This is a genomic window from Alteromonas sp. I10 (assembly GCF_003201515.1).
Classification (GTDB): Bacteria; Pseudomonadota; Gammaproteobacteria; order Enterobacterales; family Alteromonadaceae; genus Alteromonas; species Alteromonas macleodii.
Genome location: NZ_QJJN01000013.1, coordinates 19,477 through 42,808, shown reverse-complemented (window position 1 = coordinate 42,808; position 23,332 = coordinate 19,477). Strand labels below are relative to the sequence as shown.

Below are 23,332 nucleotides of genomic sequence, written 5' to 3'. Positions count from 1 at the left end.
CGGCGTATTTTGTACTGAACGTTGTAAGGGGCTTGAGAAAAGGTAAATATTTCTACAAAAACTCAAGTGTAAGGCTCTCACGCTAGTGGGCTTCTTGATTCCGCATTTGTCTGCGTCTTTCCCAGGCTTTTTTCACTTGAAAGCGCCAAACCCAGTTTAAAGAGAAATAACCCGCTAGACCAAACACAACCGAGCAAATTCCACACCCGACTAAAAATGCAGGGCCAATGGTATTAATGCTTTCTACAACCCACTGCCAACTAAACTGAAATTCAAAATGCTCAGGCTTGGTCCCAAGTACAGTAGTACCAACCTTGTAAGCTCCATAGAATATAGGCGGGATAGTAAATGGGTTAGTCACCCAAACAGTTGCAACAGATAAGGGCAGGTTTGCTCGAAATGGAATAGCTAAACCGGCAGAAAGCCACATTTGAAACGGTACCGGCCAAAACGCGAAAAATAAACCTATGCCAAATGCACCAGATGCAGAACGACGGTTTAAGTGCCAAAGATTAGGCTCGTGCAATACGCTACCAAAAATTTTTAAAGCTTTGTTTTGCTTAATGCTTTGGTGATCTGGCAAAAAACGTCGGATAAATTTCTTAGGCATAAATATCAATGCATCTCGAAAATAAAATCAAAAAAGACAGAAAAAATAACAGTAAACGGAATTGCGCAACATGAATTTGCACCACCCACATTCACTCACTGTCAATTGCTACGTGAAAACATGGTCAATCGTATCACAATTTGCTTAAGCTGTTTTTGCGCTAGCGCAATAAGTGCAGTTTTCTGGCAAAAACTTCCAAGTACTCACAGCATGGCATTGATGATTGCCATTTTAATAATATCTGTGACTATCATTATATTCATTTCGACGACAAAACCCGCTGAACATCATGTATTTCCAGAGGTGCCGCTGTGTTGGGCAGTGAGCGGACTGCTGTCTGGAGTACTTTGGGTGGCGAGTGTAGGGCATTTTTACTACGCTTGGCAACTGCCCCAAGGGAAAATTCAACAAGATGTCACAATTTCAGGTCGAGTTGTGTCGGGGGGATGTGTCTTCGGCACTGCTAGGGTGCCGGAAACGATTTATCACTATGTTGTCGCTATTGAGTTTGTCAACCGTGAAAGCACAGCGACATTTGTAGACAAGGGTATACTTTTCCCCTTGCCTAAGCGTGTTTTAACTAGCACGTTTAATTTCAAAGCTCGTCTTACTCACCAACGTTATGAATTCCCAAATGATCGAAAAAGCGAAGGCTTAGCCAATAAGAAAATCGCACATGCTCAACAGGGAGTTATAGGCGTGCGGCCTCAGTCAGTTTCTCCGTCTCAGGTGAAATTAAATTGTTTGCACAACGGCGATACGTTCACCGCACTTGTAAAACTTAAACCTGCATACGGTACGGCTAATCCTGTTGGAGCTAGCCGACAACAGCAGTTGGTTAGCCAATTTATTCATGCAACTGGCTATATCAAGTCGATAGAGCACGATAAAACAAAGCATAATCACTCAGTGCGTTATGAACTTGCTACAACATTGCAGAAGCTAGACCTTATTCATGAAAGATGGTGGCGCGCATTGCTGCTAGGGGATAAAACGGGCTTTACGTTGGATGATTGGACCCTGTTACAACGCACCGGCACTGGGCACATGTTTAGTATATCAGGCATGCATCTATCACTTATCGCTGGGGTCTGCTTATTGTTTTTTAACCCTGTTATATTTTTACTCACGCATGTTACTAGCCTATTAGGCAGAGCGAAATATTGGTTAGTACGTTCAGCCTCCATCAACTATCCGGCAACAGGTCGAAAGAATAGAGTGCGGGAAATAAGTAAGATGTTTCAAACCAGCGCGCCAATTAGAGCCTCTGTACTTTGTGTGCTTATTGTTGCTTGTTTTTGTTACGCGTTGCTTAGTGGAAGCGCATTGCCGGTTGTGCGTGCGCTGATACTGGTAACTATGGGGTGCGTGCTGTCTCTTTCTCGACATGCATGGCGGCCAGTAAATGTTGCGTTGACAATGCTTACTTTGAGCTTGTTGCTGTTTCCTCTTTCTATACTAAGCGCTAGCTTTTACTTGAGCATAGGGGCTGTACTGTGCATTTGGTTTTTAGTTGTTGTTTGGGGGCTACAGCGAGCACCCTGGTATGTGTCTTTGTTTAAACTACAAGTAGCGCTTACCGTAATAATGATGCCCCTAACCCTAATATGGTTTGGTAGCGCCAGTTTTGTTGCAGTTGTTACCAACTTAATCGCCTTGCCCGTAATAACGTTACTTTTACCTATTTGTTTAATTTCGTTGTTAGTCCTTCATTTTGCTGAGTTGCCTTTCGCACAACAAGTTACGGGCATGCTTATGCATTACAGTGATGTGTGTTTAGGGTATTTGTTATCGCTTTTGAACGTTCTTAGTCAGTTTTCTGGGAGCGCTATCAATTTTTACGTAAGTAGTGGTGCGGGACTTTGTCTAATTGTCGCTTTTTTTATTTTTCTTTTGCCAACATGGCGGTACAAAGCTATCTGTGTAGCGCTTCTCTTGCTCCCATCGCTAAGCATTTTTCAAAAGTGGTTACTTACCAATGAATCGATATGGGCGCTGCATGTATTTGATGCGGGCCAGGCCAGTGCTATTGCAGTGACTGCGGGAGGTCGGGCTATGATTATTGATTCTGGTGCTCAGTTTAATGGCAATGCTCATACTGCAACGAAACACCTGTTACCTTTTTTAGAAAGTAAGCATATTTCGAATATAGATGTTGTAGTTCATACGCATAGTGACAACGATCATGCAGGTGGGGCATTAGCCATTGGACAACACGCCTTAGCTAAAAAAGCCACTTTCTACACACCAACATTAGGTTGTGAGCGAGGAAAGCGTATACGCTGGCAGAACTTAACAATCAATTTTCTATGGCCGCCAAATGGCAACAAAGAGGACAACAATGCCATGTCGTGTGTGGTTAAAATAACAAGCGACGCTGGTAGCGTGTTAATTCCTGGTGACATTGAGAAAACAAGTGAGTACGCGTTGATAACCCGTGAAATCATGGATGGTTTTTCAGAGGGGGCTTCAATGGATACTTTAGCGAGTTCTACAAATCTAAGTGCCGACATTCTTATTGCGCCGCATCACGGAAGCAAAACATCTTCTACTAATGTTTTTATAGAACACGTTGCACCAAAAGCTGTGATCTTTACGCAAGGTTATGAGAATCGATGGCAGTTTCCTGCGTATGTTGTGGCTAAACGTTACGAGCGTTTGGGCGTAACGCAATATTTAACAAGCTATCACGGATATATAAGCGCAACCTTCGATAAGAATTCTTTCCATATAGATTCCCAACGTGGAACGTTGAATAAACGCTGGTATTTACCAGGCATTACACCGCGACACCTCAAAGACTAAGTAATATCGCCAAATGACAGAAATATTAGCTTGTAACGAAACGAAGATGTACACGAATACCTTTAAATAGGTATGAAGTGGCCACACATTATTCACTTAGTTGGCAGACTAACCAATTTTGCCGCTATATTAGTGAATTAGAGCGAGAACGAGTACAATACTTCCAACGCGTTTTTGTTAACGTTTCAAACAGGTTAAAAAAACTACATGCAACAAGCCGACAACTCGGATTATCAAATTAAGCGCTTTTTACAGTATCTTAAAGCGTATAAAGTGCCTTTCGTTTTTGCCATCATCGGTATGATTGGTTATTCCGCGGTAGATACCTTCGTATTTTCCCAGCTTCAGCCAATGATTGACGAATCACTGGGGAAAAACGACCATGACTATCTACGTCTAGCCGCATATGCGATTGTGCCGCTCTTTTTGTTACGGGGTGTTTTCAACTTTTTAGGTAGTTACACGCTAAGCTGGATTGGTGCTCAGGTGGTAATGCGCATGCGCCAGCAGTTGTTTGAAAAATACATTCATCTTCCAGTGGCATTTCACGATAATCATGCGGTTGGCGGGCTTATCAGTAAAGTCACCTACGACACAGAGCAAGTGGCTAATGCATCTGGTAAGGCGCTGCTAACATTGGTGAGGGAAGGCGCACTGGTCATCGGTTTGCTGTGTGTCATGTTCTATTACTCATGGCAGCTTTCGCTCATATTTCTTTTAATTGGCCCAATTGTGGCGGTAATTGTTTCTATCGTCAGCAAGCGTTTTCGCGTTGTAAGTAAAAACATTCAACAGTCAATGGGCAACCTAACATCGTCGGTAGAGCAAGCGGTGAAAGGTCACAAAGTTGTGATCATGTTTGGCGGTCAAGAAATAGAGCAAAAGCGTTTCGAGCAGAAAAACAATCACAACCGTCAACAGTCAATGAAGCTGAATGTCACTTCTATTTTGAGTGTGTCTTCAATACAGGTAATAGCGTCAATTGCCCTTGCTGTCGTTCTGTTTATTGCCAGCACGCCCGGTATGCTTGAAAAGCTTACAGCAGGCGTATTTATTAATGTGGTCTTTTGTATGGTGATGCTGCTTAAACCTCTTAAACAGCTGACTACCATTAATAACCAATTTCAAAAAGGTATGGCAGCCTGCGCCAGTATTTTTGAAATTCTTGATGAAGCAGACGAAGAAGATAAAGGGAAAACCAAAGTAGAGCGCGCAACAGGAAAAATTGAATTTGACGACGTTACATTCTCTTATCCAGGAAAACAGACGCCCGCGTTATCTAATGTGAGCTTTATCGCAAACCCTGGACAGTCGATTGCTTTGGTAGGGCGCTCGGGAAGTGGTAAATCGACCATCTCGTCGCTGCTTACACGCTTTTATGTACCGCAAGAAGGTGAAATTCGCTTGGATGACACGGCGCTCAACGATATTGATCTTAAAGATCTGCGGGCGCAGTTCGCCGTGGTATCGCAAAACGTTACGCTATTTAACGATACCATAGCTAACAATATTGCTTATGGTGCGCGCCAAAACGTATCTCGCAAAGACATCGAGAATGCGGCAAAGATGGCGCATGTTGAAGAGTTCTTATCAAACTTGCCTGATGGGTTAGATACGATTATTGGTGAAAACGGCTTAATGCTTTCTGGTGGTCAACGTCAGCGTATTGCCATTGCAAGGGCAATACTTGCCGAAGCGCCCATACTTATTCTTGACGAAGCGACATCTGCCCTTGATACAGAATCTGAGCGTTTGATCCAAGACGCATTAGAAACGCTGCAAAAACGATGCACCAGCATTGTTGTGGCGCACCGCTTGTCTACCATCGAAAACGCAGATTGCATTATGGTAGTGGAGCAGGGGCGCATTATTGAAAAAGGTAAACACAACGAATTGCTTGAAAAAGGTGGTCACTACGCGCAACTGCACGCGTTACAATTTGGTGAGACTAAGTGAGTCAATCACAAAGTAAAACCAAGCACGATAAATGGTATTTCGGCCATCCTTTAGTGTGGCTGCTCTCACCATTTGCGCTACTGTTCTACTTTATTTCGGCAATTCGACGATTACTTTTTAAAATTGGACTCAAAAAGGCCTTTAAGGCTAATGCTCCCGTGATTGTCGTTGGCAACATATCAGTGGGCGGCAACGGCAAAACGCCAGTCGTATTAGCTTTAGCCGATTATTACCAGAAGCAGGGCATTAAGGTCGGCATTTTAAGTCGGGGCTATGGCGCTAAATCACCAGAATACCCGCGATTAGTGAAAGGCGAAGATGATGCGTCTGAAGTGGGTGACGAACCTCGTTTACTGGCCATTAGAAGCCAGTGCGACGTTGTTATCGATCCAGTCCGCGCACGTGGAGCCGCGTACTTAAGTGACGAATTACACTGTGATTTAATTATTTGTGATGACGGTCTTCAACATTACGCGCTTCATCGCGACGTTGAAATTGTAGTGATGGACGACAGAAAAGTAGGCAGTGGTTATTTGCTGCCGATGGGGCCCCTTCGCGAAGGACAATGGCGCCTTGGTACCGTTGATGCGCTAATACATAATAGCCGTTCGATGCCGACATTTAGCCATGCTGTAGCGCCTCAATATTTAATGACCTTAGTAGCAGGGGACTTCACCTCTGTTTCAAACAGAGTAAGAACCAGTCCCCTTGAAGAGATACAAAAAGTGCCGTGCAGCGCAATTGCTGGAATAGGTTCACCTCAGCGTTTTTTCTCTCAGCTTAAAAAAATGGGTATCCAGCTTTCTTCGGCTACACCGCTGGCGGATCACCATGCGATCACACGGTCAGACATACCGAATGGCAGAGTATTAATGACAGAAAAAGACGCCGTTAAAGCTGCACCTTTTGCTCATAACGACTGCTGGTTTTTACCTGTTACCGCGCATTTAGCGCCAGACTTTTTTAATTTAGTAAATGTGAAACTTGCCAAGGCAGGTTTGAAGATCAACCAAGACGGACAGGAATAATAACAATGGCCTTTGATAAAAAGCTTTTAGAAGTTTTGGCTTGCCCAGTGTGTAAGGGAAAATTAGTTCTGAGTGATGATAGCACCCAGTTAGTGTGTCGATTTGATAGATTGGCTTTCGATATTAAAGATGGCATCCCTGTACTTATCGAAAGTAAAGCAACAGCATTGTCGTTAGACGATGTAGACGCAACACGGTAATAAAACGTTAAACTAAGTGGTAAATAAGGGCGGAATAAAGTTATGTCATTTACAGTTGTGATCCCTGCTCGATACGGCTCAAGTCGTTTTCCTGGCAAACCCTTAGCGCTAATTGACGGAAAGCCGATGATTCAACATGTGGTTGAACGTGCTAAAGAAGCTGGAGCAGATAACGTCATTGTTGCCACGGACGATGAACGTATTCAAAACGTCGTGCTTGGTTTTGCTCAAGTATGCATGACGTCTGTCAACCACCAATCTGGAACAGAGCGCATTGCTGAGGTTATCGAAAAAGAAGGCATTGCGAGTTCTACTATTGTGGTTAACGTACAGGGGGATGAGCCATTTATTCCCGCCGAAAACATCAAACAGGTTGCAGATAATCTTGCCAATGCGCCCCAGTGCCAGATGGCTACGTTATCTACGCCTATTGAACGTGTTGAGGATGTGTTTAACCCCAATATCGTTAAGGTGTTGGTAAACGAAAAGGGTGAGTCTATCTATTTTTCACGTTCTCCTATTCCTTTTGAACGCGATCACATGATGGCAAACCCACAATCTGCAAATACGTCGCTGTACAAACGCCATATAGGTATTTATGCCTATCGTGCTGAATACGTTAAGCAATATGTTGCCTATGCGCCTAGCTCTCTGGAGCAAATTGAATCCTTAGAACAGCTTCGAGCCATATGGTATGGCGATAAGATTCACTGTGAGGTGGCGATAGCGCCACCGCCAGTTGGAATTGATACCCCGGAAGATCTAGAACGTCTTTTAAAGACTATAAGTTAATAAGAAATGAGTGCTGAAATAGGGCTGATGCTTTTTAGTAAATAAGCAACAAGCCTTATCTAAACAGCCAGTTCTTGTAAAAGGTGAGTGAGACCTTTTAAACGCATACACATAGTAACAAGGGAACCGTTATGAACGTAGTTATTACCGGTGGCAACAGAGGCATAGGCCTTGCGCTTACCAAGCAATATAAAGCACGTGGTGCGAAAGTTTATGCTACCTGTCGAAACAGTTGCGACGAGCTAAACAGTGCTGGTGTAACAATCATCAAAGGTGTGGACGTATCCCAACCAGAAATGTTGGCTGAAAAGCTTGCACCTTTAATGGACGTTAACATCGATTTGCTCATTAATAATGCCGGAGTGCTCGGACGCGAGAGTATTGACGATTGGGATCCAAATACCATCGATTATCAATTTAGGGTTAATGCATTAGGTCCATTGTTAGTTACTCAAACACTATTACCCGCAATGGCAAAAGACGGTAAAATTGCCATGATTACCAGTCGCATGGGTTCAATGGCAGACAATGGGTCAGGCGGCTACTATGGCTACCGAATGTCCAAAGCCGCACTAAACGCGGCGGGAGTGTCCATGGCGAATGATCTGAAACCCAAGGGAATTGCAGTAGGTATTTTTCATCCTGGATTCGTTCAAACAGAAATGGTCAATGGAGCGGGAGATATTGATGCTGATACCTGTGCTGAGCGTTTGTCACAACGCATAGATGAGCTAAATGTATCTAACGCAGGTCGCTTCATCCATTCAAATGGTGACGAGTTGCCTTGGTAGGTTTAATGATGGCTTGCCACAAACTCAATCAATAATGCATCACACCAAGAGAGCGCTTACGAAAAGCGCTCTTTTACTTTTAAACTACACCTGTCTTTAACTGTACGTGTCCTTAACTACACGTGTTCTTAACTACATGATTCCAACGCGCCTTAGCTTTTTAGCGCGTTAAATCATACGTATCGATTATTTGCTTAATAGACCCGTCTTTTAAACGAGCGCTAAGGGCTTGGTTAAACTCAGGAAATAGTGATGCGCACTTAGATTTGGCGGAGATAGCAAAATGTACATTGTTTGAAGATATCGGTGACTGGCTTATTCGCATGCCGTCATTTTCTGGGTCGTTCAAGTGGCTTAGTGCTGCGCTTTGTGGTGAAACTGCGTAATCAGCACGATGTCGACGCATCATTTCATACATTTTGTCGTGGTCTTTAACTTCGATAATATTCAAGTTTGATTTAATGCTATCGAATTTTTCACCTAAGCTTATTCCTCGAGGCATCACACCAATATATTGCGCGAGTGCGTTAAGCGAAAGGTCGGTACCTCGCGTTTGAGAAAGTGAAGGAGAGAGCACAACGTAAACCTCTTCTGCTGCAAACGGTGCGGTGATAAGCCATTTTCGACTACGAGCTTCGTTCCAATAGTTTCCCGCCAAAATATCAAGTTCGCCCGCGTCGAGTTTGGATTCTATTCGCTTCCAGGGTAGCCCGGTTTCTATCTTTAGTGTGACACCTAAATCCTGTGCTAGCAGGGTTAAAACGTCAAATGCTATCCCCGTAGCTTTCAACCTTCCTTCAAACTCGTTAAATGCGTAGGGAAACCACTGTTGTGCTCCCGCGGTGTGTAAAGTCTTACACTCTGTACTGGCAAGTGCACGAGGGTTGAATACAAAAGTCAAAATGAGCAATATGCCAAATGACGAGATGTGGCGGGAAGAGTGTTTCAGTTTGGAGTAGGGTAACATTGCCATATTTTATTCACGTACCACAGAAGATGGCATTGATAGTTTTACTTGTTTAATTATGTATAAGGTCTGTTATACATAAAACCCTATCGACTGGCAATTAGCCGATAGGATTACAAAAATAACGAATAGATGACTTTCGAGTATAGACTGCAGTTAATCGAAAGTTACAGCGCGGGATCAGCGCCTTCGTCTTCTTCGTCTTGGTCTTCAGACAATACTGCCCATACGTCGTGTTCGTTAGCGTGAATAACTTCAGCCCATACACGATCGCCAGGTTTTACGTCATAAACACCGTTTAAATGAACCAGACCATCAACTTCCGGTGCGTCTGCATAGGTACGGCCGACGGCACCTTCCGCATCAACGCTGTCGATAACAACTTGATATTCGTTACCGATTCTCGCTTGAAGTCGCGCTGCGCTTATTTCGCCCTGTACTTCCATAAACCGTGCAAGGCGAGCTTGTTTCACTTCTTCTGGCACTGGGTCAGGGAGGTCATTTGCTCTTGCACCTTCAACAGGGGAATAGGCGAATGCACCAACACGATCAAGCTGCGCTTCGCGAAGGAAGTCCAATAACTCTTCAAACTCTTCTTCCGTTTCGCCCGGAAAGCCGACGATGAATGTCGAACGAATGACTAATGATGGGCACTGTTCACGCCACTTTTTAACGCGCTCAAGAACACGTTCAGCGCTACCAGGGCGTTTCATTAACTTAAGAATACGTTTGTTGGCGTGTTGAAACGGAATATCCAAGTAAGGAAGGATTTTACCTTCGTTCATTAGTGGAATTAGGTCATCCACATGCGGGTAAGGGTACACGTAATGTAAACGGACCCAAATGCCCATTTCGCCCAGCTTTTCACACAACTGTTGCATGTGTGCTTTAACCGGCATGCCGTTCCAAAAGCCCGTTCTGTGCTTAACATCAACACCATAGGCGCTAGTGTCTTGTGAAATAACCAATAGCTCTTTAACACCAGCATCTTTCAAACGCTTAGCTTCATCGAGTACGTTACCCACTGGGCGGCTGACAAGGTCGCCACGCATAGAAGGAATGATACAGAACGTGCAACGGTGGTTACAGCCTTCTGAAATCTTCAAGTAAGCATAATGACGAGGCGTTAATTTAACGCCGTGATCAGGAATAAGATCTTCAAACGGATTGTGCTGGGGTTTTGGAAGATGATCGTGTACTTGCTCAACTACCGTTTCGTAGGCATGGGGCCCGGTGATAGCCAGTACATTTGGATGAAGCTCTCTAATTTCGTCTTCTTTAACACCTAAACACCCAGTAACGATAACTTTGCCGTTTTCTTTAAGTGCTTCGCCAATGGTGTCTAATGACTCTTCTACCGCCGCGTCAATGAATCCACAGGTGTTAACGATAACTAAATCTGCATCGTTATACGTGGGGACGACGTCATAACCCTCGGTGCGAAGTTGAGTAAGAATACGCTCAGAATCAACTAAGTTCTTAGGGCAACCTAAGCTAACAAAACCAATTCTGCTGCCATTGCTTTGTTGCGAAGGTTTGTTGTCACTTAATACCTTCACTGGCGTTTCTAGCGTGGTGGTTTTATTTACTACTTTGTTTGGATTAAACGTTTCTACTGTCATCTAAAATATCACCTGGAAAATGACTGAGCTTAAAATGGCCGCGGATTATACAGGAAAACGCGCTTGTACGCAGTATATATAATTAGCGACCAAGATATAAATTATTGACGCATTCTCACAATACAGCCGTAATTTAGGCACTAAACGTGAAAACAAGTTTAAACGGCCACGGGTTTCATTGTAAAAGCGGCACGAACAAGGTTTAAAAATACCTTACTCACCCCCACATTTATCACTTCTTGAAAGTAAACATTATCAGAGTTGAATGCGCTTTAGGGTTCAAATTAATAAAATAGAAGTGAATGCATGCTTAAATTACCGCTAACTTTTTATGATGAGTCAGGGCGAATTCTTCCTCCCCGTTGGCTTTACAGCGTGTTTATACTTCTATGCATTGACTGGCTCGCGTTCGGTTTTTCTCTGGCTTCCCGCACTCAAACTAGTGAGCTACTTTCCTTCTTTTACCCACAAAAAGAAACGTTAGGGTTGGGGTTAGCGGCAAGTTTACCTGTGTTAATTGCGTTATCTTTGGTTAGTCAACGAGATCGCTTATGGAAAAAAGGCTTTTTAGCATGGCGCCGATGGGTTATTCCGCTGGCTCAATTGGGGGTGTTGGCATTGTTGAGTGTTCAACTTTACTACGCTATGCATCATCACTGGGGGTTTGAAACTATTACGGGTGTAAAAATCGTTTTTTACAGTATAGCCTTGTACGCAATTTCAAAAAGTCGTCATTTAAAGTGGATGGTAGAGGATTGGGAAACACCTAACCCCTGAACCTCATTCTCCAAAAACATCTTTATCGGAAATATATTAAATGCACTCAATTGAACAGACGTAAAACTGAGTGCAAAATCTGTCAGAACGTTAGTGGCTGCGTAAGTGGTTCCCCAACGCCTGTTCATAGTAGGCAAATACGCTGATTTGACTGTCGTTAACCAGACGTTCATAGCAAATACCCGCTAAGGCATAGGTATTTTCACCAACCTGAAGAAAAACGGCAGGTGCTTTAGGATTTGACTGATCGTAAATCCATTCACCATCTAGCTGCGCTTTTAAAATTTCTCCAACGTAAGCGCCAAAGATATTACAGATGGTGAACACTGCTTCATCTTCTAACGCTAAATCGTGATATTTATCTACGAAACTAAGTAAAATGTCGTCCACCAGTGCTACGCTAGCGGGTGAGTGGTCGAGTACAATATCGAACTCATCAGCTGCTGTTACCACAGCGTCCTTCGCGCAATCTGCCATTAATTTATTGAGTTCATCAGGTGACATGTTGTTCTCCTTCTCACCGATACTTTTGGTATAACAAGCTAACGCTTAAAAAGTCGTTAAGACAAGGTGTTATAAGTTTTTGACTATTGTGCGCAAGTTATCGGCTAAAGTCTATTTTTGTCCAGTTAATCTATTTATTACACTTGCAGCGGCAAACATACCAAAGGTGGCGGTTACCGTGACCACAGCACCAAAGCCGCCTGCACAGTCTAGTCGAGTACCACCTTCCATTGCAGATTTGTTGTAACAAACCGAGCCGTCAGGTTGTGGGTAGCGCAATTGCTCTGTTGAATAGATACACTCAACGCCAAAGCGGCGTTTTGGGTTTTTACTAAAATTATAGTTACGTCTAAGCTCACTGCGTAGCTTAGCTGCTAGGGGGTCTTGTGTTGTTTTAGCTAAATCGCCTTTAGTGACTTGAGTTGGGTCTATTTGACCGCCCGCGCCGCCAACCGTAACAATGGGAATTTTATTGCGTTTACAGTGAGCTATCATCGCCGCTTTAGCGCGAATACTGTCGGTGGCATCGACCACAGCGTGCATTTCTTTGGTTAAAAGTGTGGCCGTATTGTCTGGGGTGACAAAATCCTCAATACATTTCACTTTGCAAGCAGGATTTATCAAGTGAATTCTCGATGCAATGGCGTCGACCTTTGCTTCTCCTATGGTATTGGAAAGCGCGTGAATTTGACGATTTGTATTAGTTACGCAAACATCGTCTAAATCAATAAGGGTTATAGTACCAATGCCCGAACGAGCTAGTGCTTCTGCAGTCCAACTTCCCACACCGCCAATACCGACTACAGCCACATGACTGTTGGCTAAATTATTAGTTTGCTGTGCGCCATATAAACGCACAATACCGCCTAAACGTGGATCATCAGACATGTTTCACTTCACTTAAAAATAAACTAACTCAAAGGCGTGTGTTTACACAAAAACGTGCAAGCACGCTAGCAGGGCGCGCATCATCTCAAAAGTGGACACTAAAGATCAATACACTCCAGTTTTTTCGAATAATAAATCCGATTTTAAGCGACATACGTTCTACCCAATACATGTTTAAATGAATTCATTGTTTAATGAAGTAATAAAAAGGGGCAGGCATATGGGCTTACTCGTTGATGGAAAATGGCAAGACAAGTGGTACGACACCAGCAAAAATGGTGGGAAATTTGAGCGCCAAGCATCTAAATTTCGTGGCAAAGTCAGTAACGAAGATGGTTCCACGTTTCCCGCTGAATCTGATCGCTATCATCTTTATGTCTCGTTAGCTTGTCCTTGGGCCCACAGGGCGCTCATATTTAGAAAGTTAAAGGGATTGGAGGAGCATATTGATGTTTCGGTGGTACACCCTGAGATGCTTGATCAAGGCTGGGAGTTTAAAGATTACCCTGGGTCAACGGGAGATAAGCTTTATAACTTTGATTATGCCCATCAAATTTATACTAAGGCAGAACCTGAGATAACCACCCGTGTCACTGTTCCAATCCTTTGGGATAAACGAACAGAAACTATCGTTAATAATGAATCAGCTGAAATTATCCGTATTTTTAACAGTGGGTTTAATTCACTGACTAATAATGAAGACGATTATTATCCTAACGCCCAACGTGAAGAAATTGATGCCATCAACAATATGGTGTATCACGACATAAATAATGGCGTGTATAAAGCTGGATTTGCTACAACGCAAGAGGCCTATGAAGAGGCAGTAACTGCATTGTTCTGCGCGCTAGATAGGGTTGAAGAAAGGTTGAGTAAACAACGTTATTTGGTTGGCAGCAAAATAACAGAAGCTGACTGGCGCTTATTTACCACGCTGATACGCTTCGACGCTGTGTATCACGGGCACTTTAAATGCAATAAAAAACAAATTGCAGACTATCCAAATATTTACGGCTATATGAAAGAACTTTATCAAGTTCCGGGTGTTGCTGAAACGGTAAACTTCGACCATATCAAAAGGCACTATTACTACAGCCATACTATGATAAATCCAACCCAGGTAATCCCCGTTGGGCCAGAGCAAGATCTTATGTCGCCTCACGGTCGCGATAAAATGGGACGTTGAAGCACCCAAGGTCGGTAATACAAAAAGCTAAACGTGAAGCTCGTAAAAGATAGTGAAGGTTAAGATTTAAGGTAGATACACATTATGTCAGTGGAAGTGAGTGAACAAAAATCGATAGAGAAAGTGGTTACAGGTATGCCAACAAGTGATGGCGCGGGGGTGTCGCTTACACGTATTATCGGACAACCTGATCTACCTCGCCTCGATCCCTTTTTAATGTTGGATTTTTTTGGTTCAGATAATCCAGGTGAATACATTGCTGGTTTTCCACCACATCCTCACCGTGGTTTTCAGACAGTTACTTATATGCTTGCAGGAAAAATGCGCCATAAAGACTCTGTAGGCAATGAGGGGGTTATTGATGCTGGTGGCATTCAATGGATGAATGCGGGTCGAGGCATAATACATGAAGAAATGCCAGAGCAGGAGGAGGGCTTGTTACAAGGCTTTCAGCTGTGGGTGAATCTTCCGGCCGTAGAGAAAATGTCAGCGCCTAACTATCAAGACATACAGCCAGATAGTGTGCCTACAGTACACATTCAAGATGCAGTAATCAAAGTGTTAGCAGGTGAAATTGACGGTGTAAAAGGGCCTGTGAAGACAACGGCGGTTGCTCCTACTTTTTTAGACGTTGCACTACGAAGCGGGAGTTCGGAAATTGCACTGGGTTCGGATGAAGCTGCCTTTATTTATGTGTACGAGGGAAGCGTGGTCATTAATAGCGGCGAACTTAGCAAAGAAACAATTGTGTCGCAGGGAGAGCTGGGTGTTTTGTCACAAAGTGGCAAGCAGCTATCTGTATCCGCTGATACAGGTTGTAAGTTTATAGTGGTCTCAGGTAAACCTATTGAAGAGCCTGTTGTCCAATATGGGCCTTTTGTAATGAACACTCAGCAGGAAATTGTTCAGGCATTTAACGATTACCAAAGCGGTTCATTAGCAAAGTAGATACAAGGTTTGCCTGATTTGATTCGACGATGGGTAATTATCTATGCGGACTGGTAGTAGACTGGGCTTTTAGTCAATACCTCTTCATTAGGTTCAGCAAGGAGCTGCACTGCCAATGCATTTTGAAAGCGTCGCCGAAAAACATGTGCTATCACTTTTAGAATTTGAGCGTAGTAACAAAGCCTATTTTGAATTGTCTATAGCACCAAGAGAGGCAGCGTTCTATTCATTGGATGGCGTTGGCTACCACATTAGCGAATTGCTTTACTTACAACAGCAGGAAAGAGCTTGGGGTTATTTGCTTGTTGATGAGCAACGAAATAACCAGATTGTAGCGCGTGCTAACATCAAAAATAGAGCAGGCGACAAGGCGGAAATCGGCTATCGAGTTGCAGAGAAGGATTGTGGAAAAGGCATTGCTTCTCGCTGCGTCTCATTTTTAATTGAGGAGGCCAAAAGCATGGGCATAAAATTGCTGACTGCTGAAGTCATGGACAATAATGCCGCTTCTGAAAAAGTTCTTATCAAGAATGGCTTTAGTCCAAAGCTGTGCTTTCGCCGAAAGTATCGTCATCTAGGCGCTTTCCATAACTGTATCTACTTCGAACTCGCGCTTTAAACTCATCGATTGAAAACAGCGTGAGCAAAACGTTGCGCTGTTCAAATTGAATTAGTAATTCACTCCCTCTAATGATTTAATATCGGTATGTCTAATCTCTTTTACGACAATAACAAAAGGGGCGTATGCGCTTTTTTGTTGTAAAAGGCGATAATGTAATCATAAATAGTTAAAACACAGGGAATTTCGATCCAAATGGCAACCCCAATTACCTGCTTTAAAGCGTACGATATTCGTGGCGAATTGAACTCACAACTGACTGAAGATGTTGCGTATCGAATTGGCTATGCTTTTGCGCAAGAATTAAATGCGAAAACTGTTGTTGTTGGTAGTGATGTGCGTCTTACGTCAACACCATTAAAATTGGCGTTAAGCGCGGGTCTAATCGATGCTGGTGCAACAGTGACCGATATTGGCATGGCAGGAACAGAAGAAATTTATTTCGCTACCAAACACCTTGGCGTTGATGGTGGCATTGAAGTAACAGCAAGTCATAACCCCATTAATTACAACGGTATGAAACTGGTGAAGTCAGGCTCTGTTCCAATTAGTGGCGACACAGGCCTAAACGCGATAAAAGAGAAAGCGGAAGCACTAGAAGATAGCTTCGTTTCAGAGCGATTAGCACACTACACTGAGGGTGCGTTGATTGATGCTGATGCGTTTTTTAACGGTACGGCCCATGTAAAAGAAGACAAGCTTTCTGAAACCGATAAATATGCGGTTAAATCGTGTATGTCTGACTATGTTTCTCACATGCTTTCTTACGTTAATTTGAGCAATTTTACGCCGTTAAAAGTGGTGGTTAATGCAGGTAATGGTGCCGCAGGCCCCGCGCTAGACGCTATTGAAAAAGAAATGAAAGTGCAGGGTGTTCCGATAGAGTTTGTGAAAGTACATCACAATGCTGATGGTACATTTCCGAACGGCATCCCCAATCCATTGTTACCTGAAAACCGTGCTGATACGGCTGACGCTGTTAAAGCGTCGGGAGCTGATTTTGGCATTGCATGGGATGGTGATTTCGACCGTTGCTTCTTGTTTGACGCTGATGGTGAATTTATTGAAGGGTATTATATCGTTGGCTTGCTTGCTGAAGCCTTTATCGAGAAAAACACCGACAGTAAAATCATTTATGACCCTCGCGTATACTGGAATACAGAAGATATCGTAGCGAATGCAGGTGGTACACCCATTAAGTCGAAAACCGGCCATGCGTTCATTAAGGAGCGTATGCGCAAAGAAGATGCGGTCTATGGCGGTGAAATGAGTGCGCACCATTACTTTAGAGATTTTGCCTACTGTGATTCAGGCATGATCCCTTGGTTGTTAATTGCCGAATTGGTGTGTGTGAAAAAGCAAACACTAGCGAGTATGGTAAAAGCGCGAATTGAAGCGTTTCCATCTTCTGGTGAAATTAACAGTAAACTAAAAGATGCTGACGCAGCGCTGGAACGCGTTACAAGTAAATATCAGCCACTAGCCAGCGTAATCGATACTACCGATGGCTTGGGTCTGGAGTTTGGCACATGGCGCTTTAATTTACGTAAATCGAATACTGAGCCAGTTATTCGTTTAAACGTCGAAAGTAAAGGCGACATTGCGTTGATGGAACAAAAAACCGAAGAGCTACTTTCGCTTATTCGCGCTGAATAACCACGGTACTTTTCGTTAATAACGCTAGGTCAACAGGCCCTAGATAAGTAAAAAACGAAGGCGATAATATAGTGATATTATCGCCTTTTTTGTTTTCGAGATTTGAACTTGTTAAAGCTCTATTTATCAATCGCTTAAGCTGGTTATGCGTAACTTTACGGTTTGAGTTAGACACTCGCTTAATCACCGCAGGCTTTTGCCGCTATTACTTTTTTGCAATTAACTAATGTCATGCCTTTAACGCTAAGTTGTTAGTAGTAACGTTATACGAGCAAGTAAATCATCCAGGCGTGACAGATAACAACGACACTTGTTAATCCCATCCGCAAGCTTATGTAACTTACAATCTGCTCTTTAGGAAGACTAAGGATAAACTTGTCGTAAATAAGTACGGCGACGTAGCTTAGCGATAAAACGCCAAACACCTTCACGTCGTGAGAGAACACTAAACACAACCACCCAATTATGGTCGGCAACATAGCGACTAACATTTGCTTGTCGTAACGTTGATTACTTATTGCGTCCCACCAATGGATACCACCAAAGAAAGACAATAGCACGGCTGAGTATTGGACAAAGTAAACGGCGCTTTGTGTAAGCGATAACAGGTTAAGCTGATAAGCCAGTGGCATAGCCACAAAAGGAATGAGACCGGCAATACCTAGAAAAACCGCTGAATAGGGCATTGTTGTTCCTTGAAGTAATCTTGTATAAACAAAAATAGCGCCTTAAAGGCGCTATTTTTACTATTAAGCGTAATACTTAGTTCAGTATTTACTAATTTACTACTTAATTGGCGTGTACTTACGCTGGTTATGACCAGTGTAAAGCTGACGAGGACGACCAATTTTTTGTTTAGGGTCGCTCATCATTTCATGCCAGTGTGAAATCCAACCTACTGTACGAGACAGGGCAAAAATACACGTAAACATGTTAGTTGGAATACCAATCGCTTTAAGTACGATACCAGAATAGAAGTCTACGTTCGGGAACAGTTTCTTCTCTGCGAAGTACGGGTCACTCAACGCAATCTTTTCTAGCTCCATCGCTACTTCTAGTAGTGGATCTTTTACGTTAAGCTCGCTTAATACTTCGTGACAGCTTTCACGCATTACTGTTGCACGTGGATCGTGGTTCTTATAAACACGGTGACCGAAGCCCATAAGACGGAATGGGTCATTCTTGTCTTTAGCGCGTGCAATAAACTCAGGAATACGATCAACAGTGCCAATTTCTTCTAGCATGTTCAGACATGCTTCGTTTGCACCACCATGAGCAGGACCCCAAAGTGAAGCAACACCAGCAGAAATACATGCATATGGGTTCGCACCAGAAGAACCGGCAAGACGAACGGTAGACGTTGAAGCATTCTGTTCGTGGTCTGCGTGAAGCGTAAAGATACGGTCCATCGCACGCTCAACAGCTGGGCTGATTTGATATTCTTCTGCTGGTACAGAGAACATCATGTTCAGGAAGTTAGCTGCATAGCTTAAGTCGTTTCGTGGATAAACAAACGGCTGACCTACATTGTACTTGTAGCACATAGCAACAAGAGTAGGCATTTTAGCAATTAGACGGTGTGCGCTGCGAATGCGCTGTTCTTCATTAGAAACGTCTAAATCGCTGTGGTAGAACGAAGACATCGCGCCAACGGTACCACATAGCATTGCCATAGGGTGGGCGTCGTTGCGGAAACCGTGGAAGAACATGTTAATTTGTTCATGTACCATGGTGTGACGAGTAATTGTCTCTTTAAATTCTTCGTACTGTTCTTTTGTTGGTGCATCACCGTGAAGAAGCATGTGACAAACTTCTAAGTAGTCTGCGTCACGCGCTAGTTCTTCGATAGGGAAACCGCGGTGTAATAATACACCTTGAGCGCCATCAATGTAGGTAATTGAAGACTCGCAAGATCCTGTCGCCATAAAACCTGGGTCGTACGTGAAATAACCGTGCTGGCCTAACGTACGGACATCGATTACATCTTGTCCTTCGGTGCCAGACAAGATAGGAAGCTCGATTTCCTTACCGCCGGCTTTAAGAATGGCTTTCTGATCTGCCATAAAATGCTCTCCTCAGAATGGTTCTGTTTGCAGCGAAAACGGACGAAAATATCCGCTTCGTTGGGAAAAGTGGGCGTATTTGTACTTTATTATGCACCAACAAGTCAATTTAATTGCATATTTGCACAATAAATATTCCGAATTGCTTAAAAAAATACTAGCAATCAGATAACGATTAATTAACTCGTTGGGATTTCACTTTGCCCGATACGGTGCAATTATCAATGGCTTTTCGATAAAGGTAAACCACCGAACGATAAATATATTAACAGGTTAGTTTAAAAAGTAACCTTTTGATGAGGAATAAATACGCATACAGATTAAAAGTGCTTAATTTCTCGTTGTTATGCATAGTTATTCCATTTAGCTGCTGGTAAACTTCTTAACACTGTAATTGCGCTCGTTTAAACGTGTTGCGCTCAATTTTGATCTCTTTTTATTCAAAATAATTATCATAAAAGTGTATATAGCGACTAAAGTCTTACTACGGCACAAAAAATTGTAATTATATACTACGCTGGATATACTCAGCGGTGCTTTGGAAATGGAATAATTATTCTGTTACAGGCATTAAAGAATAATTCACAAATTGTTAACAACTCAATGGATGAGGCAATTAACAGGTTAAAAATCGAATTCACTTACTCAGGACATAATAAAGGTAAGAAATTCATTATCCCCTACGGATTAAACAGGCATACATTGTGAAAAAGCAAAGACCAGTAAATTTAGAACTCAATACTATTAAATTTCCGCCCTCTGCTATTTCGTCAATTCTCCACCGTGTAACCGGTGTTGCAATGTTCTTCGCGCTACTTTTTGTTATCTGGGCATGGGCAGTTTCTGTTCATTCGCCTGAAGGTTTCGCGGACGTACAAGCAATCATGGACGGTTTCTTTGGAAAATTTGTCGCAATTGGCACAGCTTCAGCGCTGACATATCACATTCTAGGCGGCCTAAGACACGTTGTTATGGATTTAGGTCACTGGGAAGAATTAGAGTCGGGTAACACAAGTGCAAAAGCTGTAATCGCACTTTGGGTTGTACTGACCGTAGTATTGGGAGTCGCATTATGGTAACCAACCAAGCAAGCATTAAGCGTGACGGCGTACAAGACTACGTTTCACTTCGCGCTACAGCAGCAATTATTTTCGCGTACTCGGTTTTCATGGCGTGGTTCTTTATCACCACCGATAACCTAACGTTTATCGAATGGCGAGGGTTGTTCTCTGGCCTGGCTATGAAAGTTTTCACATTGGCAGCACTAGTAGCAGTGATGATCCACGTGCGCATCGGCCTTTGGCAGGTGCTTACAGACTATGTTAAATCAGCAGGTCTGCGCGCAGGACTACAATATATCTTAAATATCATCGCATTCGGCTATGTAGCTGTTGGCCTATTCGTATTGTGGGGAGTGTAAAATGAGTTTACCCGTTCACGAGTTTGATGCAGTAGTAATTGGTGCTGGCGGTGCAGGTATGCGCGCAGCACTACAGATTTCGCAGTCTGGTAAATCATGTGCACTGTTATCAAAAGTATTTCCAACCCGTTCTCATACTGTGTCTGCTCAAGGTGGTATTACTGTAGCACTTGGTAATTCACACGAAGACAATTGGGAATGGCACATGTATGACACCGTTAAGGGTTCTGATTATATCGGTGACCAAGACGCTATCGAATACATGTGTAAAACTGGTCCGGAAGCAATTATCGAAATGGAAAATATGGGTCTACCATTTTCTCGTTTCGAAAACGGTAAAATCTACCAGCGTCCTTTTGGCGGTCAGTCTAAGAACTTTGGTGGCGAGCAGGGCGCTCGTACAGCAGCTGCAGCTGACCGTACTGGTCATGCGCTTCTACACCTTCTTTACCAGCAAAACGTAAAGAACAAAACAAAAGTTTTCTCTGAGTGGTATGCACTTGACCTAGTTAAGAACCAAGACGGAGACGTTGTTGGTTGTACCGCGATTGATATCGAATCTGGTGAAGTAGTTTACTTCAAGTCTCGCGCAGTTGTACTTGCAACAGGTGGTGCGGGTCGTATCTACGCATCTACTACAAATGCACACATCAATACCGGTGACGGTGTTGGTATGGCACTTCGTGCAGGCGTTGCAGTTCAAGATATGGAAATGTGGCAGTTCCACCCAACGGGTATCGCTGGCGCAGGAACATTGGTAACAGAAGGTTGTCGTGGTGAAGGTGGTTACCTTCTAAACAAAGACGGCGAACGTTTCATGGAACGTTATGCGCCTAACGCGAAAGACCTTGCTGGTCGTGACGTTGTTGCGCGTTCAATGATGACTGAAATTCGTGAAGGTCGTGGTTGTGAAGGCCCATGGGGTACTCACATTAAGCTTAAGCTTGACCACCTTGGTAAAGACGTTCTTGAGTCTCGTCTACCTGGTATCCTTGAACTTTCACGTACGTTTGCACACGTTGACCCAGTGAAAGAGCCAATTCCAGTAATTCCTACTTGTCACTATATGATGGGTGGTATTCCTACAAATGTTGATGGCCAATGTCTAACGGTTGATGAAAACGGTAACGACAAGGTTGTTAACGGTCTATTTGCTTGTGGTGAGATTGCCTGTGTATCTGTACACGGTGCGAACCGTCTTGGCGGTAACTCACTTCTTGACCTTGTTGTATTCGGTCGCGCGACTGGTTTACACCTGGGTAAGACATTGTCTGAAATGGCACCAACACGCGACGCATCAGAGTCTGATCTTGAAGCCTCTATGACGCGTTTCAACCGTTGGGAAAATTCAGAGAAAGGTAAGGGCGAAGATCCAGTACAAATTAAGAAAGACTTGCAGAAATGCATGCAGCTTAACTTCTCAGTATTCCGTGAAGGTGAAGCAATGGCGGAAGGTCTTAAAGAGCTTAGCGAAATTCGCGAGCGTCTTAAGCATGCACGCCTTGACGACAAGAGCGCAGACTTCAATACCCAGCGTATTGAATGTTTAGAGCTTGATAACCTAATGGAAACCGCGTACAGCACAGCAGTAGCAGCGAACTTCAGAACGGAAAGCCGTGGTGCTCACAGTCGCTTCGACTTCCCGGACCGTGATGACGATAACTGGTTATGCCACAGCATCTACGATCCGAACACTGATAAAATGCTTAAACGTGAAGTGAATATGGCGCCCAAGCTTAGGGAAGCATTCCCGCCTAAAGTGCGTTCATATTAAGAGAGGCAACGATCATGCAATTAACTTTTTCGATTTATCGTTACAACCCAGAAGTAGATGCGAAGCCTCGCATGCAAGACTACACTCTAGAAGTAGAGGAAGGTCAGGACATGATGGTGCTAGACGCGCTACTTGCACTTAAAGAGCAAGATCCGACGCTTTCTTTCCGTCGCTCTTGCCGTGAAGGTGTGTGTGGTTCAGACGGTGTGAACATGAACGGCAAAAATGGCCTTGCGTGTATCACTCCTTTATCTGCACTGGGCAAAGGTAAAATAGTAGTTCGTCCGCTTCCAGGTCTACCAGTTGTACGTGACCTTGTTGTTGATATGACGCAGTTCTACACACAGTACGAAAAGATTAAGCCGTTCTTAATCAACGACAGTAAGCAGCCGCCAGCGCGCGAACACTTACAGTCACCTGAAGAGCGTGCGAAACTTGACGGTCTTTACGAGTGTATTCTATGTGCATGTTGTTCAACGTCATGCCCATCTTTCTGGTGGAATCCTGATAAGTTCATCGGTCCTGCTGGTCTACTTCACGCGTATCGTTTCCTTATCGATAGCCGTGATACGGCAACTGAAGAGCGTCTTAACGACCTTGATGATGCGTTCAGCGTATTCCGCTGTCACGGTATCATGAACTGTGTAAGTGTATGTCCTAAGGGCTTAAACCCTACAAAAGCGATAGGCCAAATTAAGTCTATGCTTTTACAACGGGCTGTTTAGT

The 23,332-nt window shown here is 43.5% G+C and carries 22 protein-coding genes; 15 read left to right on the top strand and 7 right to left on the bottom strand.

Going from position 1 to position 23,332, the window contains the following annotated elements; translation table 11 throughout:
- Positions 1-82: 82 nt before the first annotated feature.
- Positions 83-610 carry a DUF2062 domain-containing protein gene (locus BZA03_RS19555; RefSeq protein WP_014949426.1) on the bottom strand — a complete coding sequence of 176 codons (528 nt, stop codon included), beginning with the start codon at positions 608-610 and terminating at the stop codon, positions 83-85.
- Positions 611-820: 210 nt separating this feature from the next.
- Here BZA03_RS19555 and BZA03_RS19550 point away from each other — a divergent pair, with 210 nt between their 5' ends.
- From BZA03_RS19550 to BZA03_RS19525, 6 genes are all read left to right on the top strand, one after another.
- The gene (locus BZA03_RS19550; RefSeq protein ID WP_110289633.1) at positions 821-3,415 is read left to right on the top strand and encodes a DNA internalization-related competence protein ComEC/Rec2; all 2,595 of its coding nucleotides are present in this window, start codon (positions 821-823) and stop codon (positions 3,413-3,415) included.
- 207 nt (positions 3,416-3,622) lie between these two features.
- Positions 3,623-5,371: a lipid A export permease/ATP-binding protein MsbA gene (gene msbA, locus BZA03_RS19545; protein ID WP_110289632.1), complete on the top strand. Its 1,749-nt coding sequence runs from the start codon at positions 3,623-3,625 to the stop codon at positions 5,369-5,371.
- Positions 5,368-6,399: a tetraacyldisaccharide 4'-kinase gene (gene lpxK / locus BZA03_RS19540; protein WP_110289631.1), complete on the top strand. Its 1,032-nt coding sequence runs from the start codon at positions 5,368-5,370 to the stop codon at positions 6,397-6,399. The genes msbA and lpxK overlap by 4 nt, the downstream gene beginning before the upstream one ends.
- A 5-nt stretch (positions 6,400-6,404) precedes the next feature.
- Positions 6,405-6,599, top strand: coding sequence for a Trm112 family protein (locus tag BZA03_RS19535; RefSeq protein ID WP_014949430.1), 195 nt, complete (start codon positions 6,405-6,407; stop codon positions 6,597-6,599).
- Between the two features lie 42 nt (positions 6,600-6,641).
- Entirely contained in the window at positions 6,642-7,391 is a 750-nt protein-coding gene (kdsB, locus tag BZA03_RS19530) for a 3-deoxy-manno-octulosonate cytidylyltransferase (protein ID WP_110289630.1), read from the top strand.
- 131 nt (positions 7,392-7,522) lie between these two features.
- On the top strand, positions 7,523-8,182 hold the full coding sequence (locus BZA03_RS19525) for an SDR family oxidoreductase (protein WP_014949432.1): 660 nt from the start codon (positions 7,523-7,525) through the stop codon (positions 8,180-8,182).
- Between the two features lie 160 nt (positions 8,183-8,342).
- Here the strand turns inward: BZA03_RS19525 and BZA03_RS19520 are convergent, their stop codons facing one another.
- Entirely contained in the window at positions 8,343-9,155 is an 813-nt protein-coding gene (locus tag BZA03_RS19520) for an ABC transporter substrate-binding protein (RefSeq protein WP_110289629.1), read from the bottom strand.
- Between the two features lie 161 nt (positions 9,156-9,316).
- Positions 9,317-10,771: a 30S ribosomal protein S12 methylthiotransferase RimO gene (gene rimO / locus BZA03_RS19515; protein ID WP_014949434.1), complete on the bottom strand. Its 1,455-nt coding sequence runs from the start codon at positions 10,769-10,771 to the stop codon at positions 9,317-9,319.
- Positions 10,772-11,077: 306 nt separating this feature from the next.
- On the opposite strand from rimO, the gene BZA03_RS19510 reads away from it, so the two are divergent.
- Positions 11,078-11,548, top strand: coding sequence for a DUF2919 family protein (locus tag BZA03_RS19510; protein WP_110289628.1), 471 nt, complete (start codon positions 11,078-11,080; stop codon positions 11,546-11,548).
- A 90-nt stretch (positions 11,549-11,638) separates the two neighbouring features.
- Here the strand turns inward: BZA03_RS19510 and BZA03_RS19505 are convergent, their stop codons facing one another.
- Both BZA03_RS19505 and tcdA read right to left on the bottom strand, forming a co-directional pair.
- A complete protein-coding gene (locus BZA03_RS19505; protein WP_014949436.1) occupies positions 11,639-12,052 on the bottom strand; it encodes a hypothetical protein in 414 nt (137 codons plus the stop codon).
- Positions 12,053-12,163: 111 nt separating this feature from the next.
- Positions 12,164-12,940, bottom strand: a complete 777-nt coding sequence (gene tcdA, locus BZA03_RS19500; protein WP_049587860.1) for a tRNA cyclic N6-threonylcarbamoyladenosine(37) synthase TcdA — start codon at positions 12,938-12,940, stop codon at positions 12,164-12,166.
- A 220-nt stretch (positions 12,941-13,160) separates the two neighbouring features.
- Here tcdA and BZA03_RS19495 point away from each other — a divergent pair, with 220 nt between their 5' ends.
- From BZA03_RS19495 to BZA03_RS19480, 4 genes are all read left to right on the top strand, one after another.
- Positions 13,161-14,126 carry a glutathione S-transferase family protein gene (locus BZA03_RS19495; protein WP_110289627.1) on the top strand — a complete coding sequence of 322 codons (966 nt, stop codon included), beginning with the start codon at positions 13,161-13,163 and terminating at the stop codon, positions 14,124-14,126.
- A gap of 84 nt (positions 14,127-14,210) precedes the next feature.
- Complete coding sequence (locus tag BZA03_RS19490) at positions 14,211-15,074, top strand: pirin family protein (protein WP_039220427.1); 864 nt, start codon at positions 14,211-14,213, stop codon at positions 15,072-15,074.
- Positions 15,075-15,189: 115 nt separating this feature from the next.
- Positions 15,190-15,693 (top strand): GNAT family N-acetyltransferase, encoded by a 504-nt coding sequence (locus tag BZA03_RS19485; protein ID WP_110289626.1) that lies wholly within the window; start codon positions 15,190-15,192, stop codon positions 15,691-15,693.
- A gap of 195 nt (positions 15,694-15,888) precedes the next feature.
- The gene (locus BZA03_RS19480; protein ID WP_110289625.1) at positions 15,889-17,349 is read left to right on the top strand and encodes a phosphomannomutase CpsG; all 1,461 of its coding nucleotides are present in this window, start codon (positions 15,889-15,891) and stop codon (positions 17,347-17,349) included.
- A 263-nt stretch (positions 17,350-17,612) separates the two neighbouring features.
- On the opposite strand, the gene BZA03_RS19470 is transcribed toward BZA03_RS19480, so the two are convergent.
- Together BZA03_RS19470 and BZA03_RS19465 are read right to left on the bottom strand one after the other, a co-directional pair.
- Positions 17,613-18,035: a DUF3429 domain-containing protein gene (locus tag BZA03_RS19470; RefSeq protein WP_014949443.1), complete on the bottom strand. Its 423-nt coding sequence runs from the start codon at positions 18,033-18,035 to the stop codon at positions 17,613-17,615.
- A 99-nt stretch (positions 18,036-18,134) separates the two neighbouring features.
- Positions 18,135-19,412 carry a citrate synthase gene (locus BZA03_RS19465; protein WP_014949444.1) on the bottom strand — a complete coding sequence of 426 codons (1,278 nt, stop codon included), beginning with the start codon at positions 19,410-19,412 and terminating at the stop codon, positions 18,135-18,137.
- Between the two features lie 704 nt (positions 19,413-20,116).
- Here BZA03_RS19465 and sdhC point away from each other — a divergent pair.
- The 4 genes from sdhC to BZA03_RS19445 are packed head-to-tail and all read left to right on the top strand — an operon-like array spanning position 20,117 to position 23,331.
- A complete protein-coding gene (gene sdhC, locus BZA03_RS19460; RefSeq protein ID WP_014949445.1) occupies positions 20,117-20,491 on the top strand; it encodes a succinate dehydrogenase, cytochrome b556 subunit in 375 nt (124 codons plus the stop codon).
- The gene (gene sdhD / locus BZA03_RS19455) at positions 20,485-20,832 is read left to right on the top strand and encodes a succinate dehydrogenase, hydrophobic membrane anchor protein (RefSeq protein ID WP_014949446.1); all 348 of its coding nucleotides are present in this window, start codon (positions 20,485-20,487) and stop codon (positions 20,830-20,832) included. The genes sdhC and sdhD overlap by 7 nt, the downstream gene beginning before the upstream one ends.
- A 1-nt stretch (position 20,833) precedes the next feature.
- Positions 20,834-22,606: a succinate dehydrogenase flavoprotein subunit gene (sdhA, locus tag BZA03_RS19450; protein WP_014949447.1), complete on the top strand. Its 1,773-nt coding sequence runs from the start codon at positions 20,834-20,836 to the stop codon at positions 22,604-22,606.
- 14 nt (positions 22,607-22,620) lie between these two features.
- A complete protein-coding gene (locus BZA03_RS19445; RefSeq protein WP_012518362.1) occupies positions 22,621-23,331 on the top strand; it encodes a succinate dehydrogenase iron-sulfur subunit in 711 nt (236 codons plus the stop codon).
- Position 23,332: the final 1 nt, after the last annotated feature.

Excerpts from the sequence above, each read along its gene's own strand:
- BZA03_RS19505 (WP_014949436.1), bottom strand. The coding sequence starts at position 12,052 with ATGTCACCTGATGAACTCAATAAATTAATGGCAGATTGCGCGAAGGAC.
- BZA03_RS19510 (WP_110289628.1), top strand. The coding sequence starts at position 11,078 with ATGCTTAAATTACCGCTAACTTTTTATGATGAGTCAGGGCGAATTCTT.
- BZA03_RS19470 (WP_014949443.1), bottom strand. The coding sequence starts at position 18,035 with ATGCCCTATTCAGCGGTTTTTCTAGGTATTGCCGGTCTCATTCCTTTT.
- BZA03_RS19555 (WP_014949426.1), bottom strand. The coding sequence starts at position 610 with ATGCCTAAGAAATTTATCCGACGTTTTTTGCCAGATCACCAAAGCATT.
- tcdA (WP_049587860.1), bottom strand. The coding sequence starts at position 12,940 with ATGTCTGATGATCCACGTTTAGGCGGTATTGTGCGTTTATATGGCGCA.
- BZA03_RS19535 (WP_014949430.1), top strand. The coding sequence starts at position 6,405 with ATGGCCTTTGATAAAAAGCTTTTAGAAGTTTTGGCTTGCCCAGTGTGT.
- rimO (WP_014949434.1), bottom strand. The coding sequence starts at position 10,771 with ATGACAGTAGAAACGTTTAATCCAAACAAAGTAGTAAATAAAACCACC.
- BZA03_RS19445 (WP_012518362.1), top strand. The coding sequence starts at position 22,621 with ATGCAATTAACTTTTTCGATTTATCGTTACAACCCAGAAGTAGATGCG.
- BZA03_RS19465 (WP_014949444.1), bottom strand. The coding sequence starts at position 19,412 with ATGGCAGATCAGAAAGCCATTCTTAAAGCCGGCGGTAAGGAAATCGAG.
- sdhD (WP_014949446.1), top strand. The coding sequence starts at position 20,485 with ATGGTAACCAACCAAGCAAGCATTAAGCGTGACGGCGTACAAGACTAC.
- BZA03_RS19490 (WP_039220427.1), top strand. The coding sequence starts at position 14,211 with ATGTCAGTGGAAGTGAGTGAACAAAAATCGATAGAGAAAGTGGTTACA.
- BZA03_RS19525 (WP_014949432.1), top strand. The coding sequence starts at position 7,523 with ATGAACGTAGTTATTACCGGTGGCAACAGAGGCATAGGCCTTGCGCTT.
- kdsB (WP_110289630.1), top strand. The coding sequence starts at position 6,642 with ATGTCATTTACAGTTGTGATCCCTGCTCGATACGGCTCAAGTCGTTTT.
- BZA03_RS19495 (WP_110289627.1), top strand. The coding sequence starts at position 13,161 with ATGGGCTTACTCGTTGATGGAAAATGGCAAGACAAGTGGTACGACACC.
- BZA03_RS19485 (WP_110289626.1), top strand. The coding sequence starts at position 15,190 with ATGCATTTTGAAAGCGTCGCCGAAAAACATGTGCTATCACTTTTAGAA.
- BZA03_RS19480 (WP_110289625.1), top strand. The coding sequence starts at position 15,889 with ATGGCAACCCCAATTACCTGCTTTAAAGCGTACGATATTCGTGGCGAA.
- BZA03_RS19520 (WP_110289629.1), bottom strand. The coding sequence starts at position 9,155 with ATGGCAATGTTACCCTACTCCAAACTGAAACACTCTTCCCGCCACATC.
- sdhA (WP_014949447.1), top strand. The coding sequence starts at position 20,834 with ATGAGTTTACCCGTTCACGAGTTTGATGCAGTAGTAATTGGTGCTGGC.
- msbA (WP_110289632.1), top strand. The coding sequence starts at position 3,623 with ATGCAACAAGCCGACAACTCGGATTATCAAATTAAGCGCTTTTTACAG.
- BZA03_RS19550 (WP_110289633.1), top strand. The coding sequence starts at position 821 with ATGGCATTGATGATTGCCATTTTAATAATATCTGTGACTATCATTATA.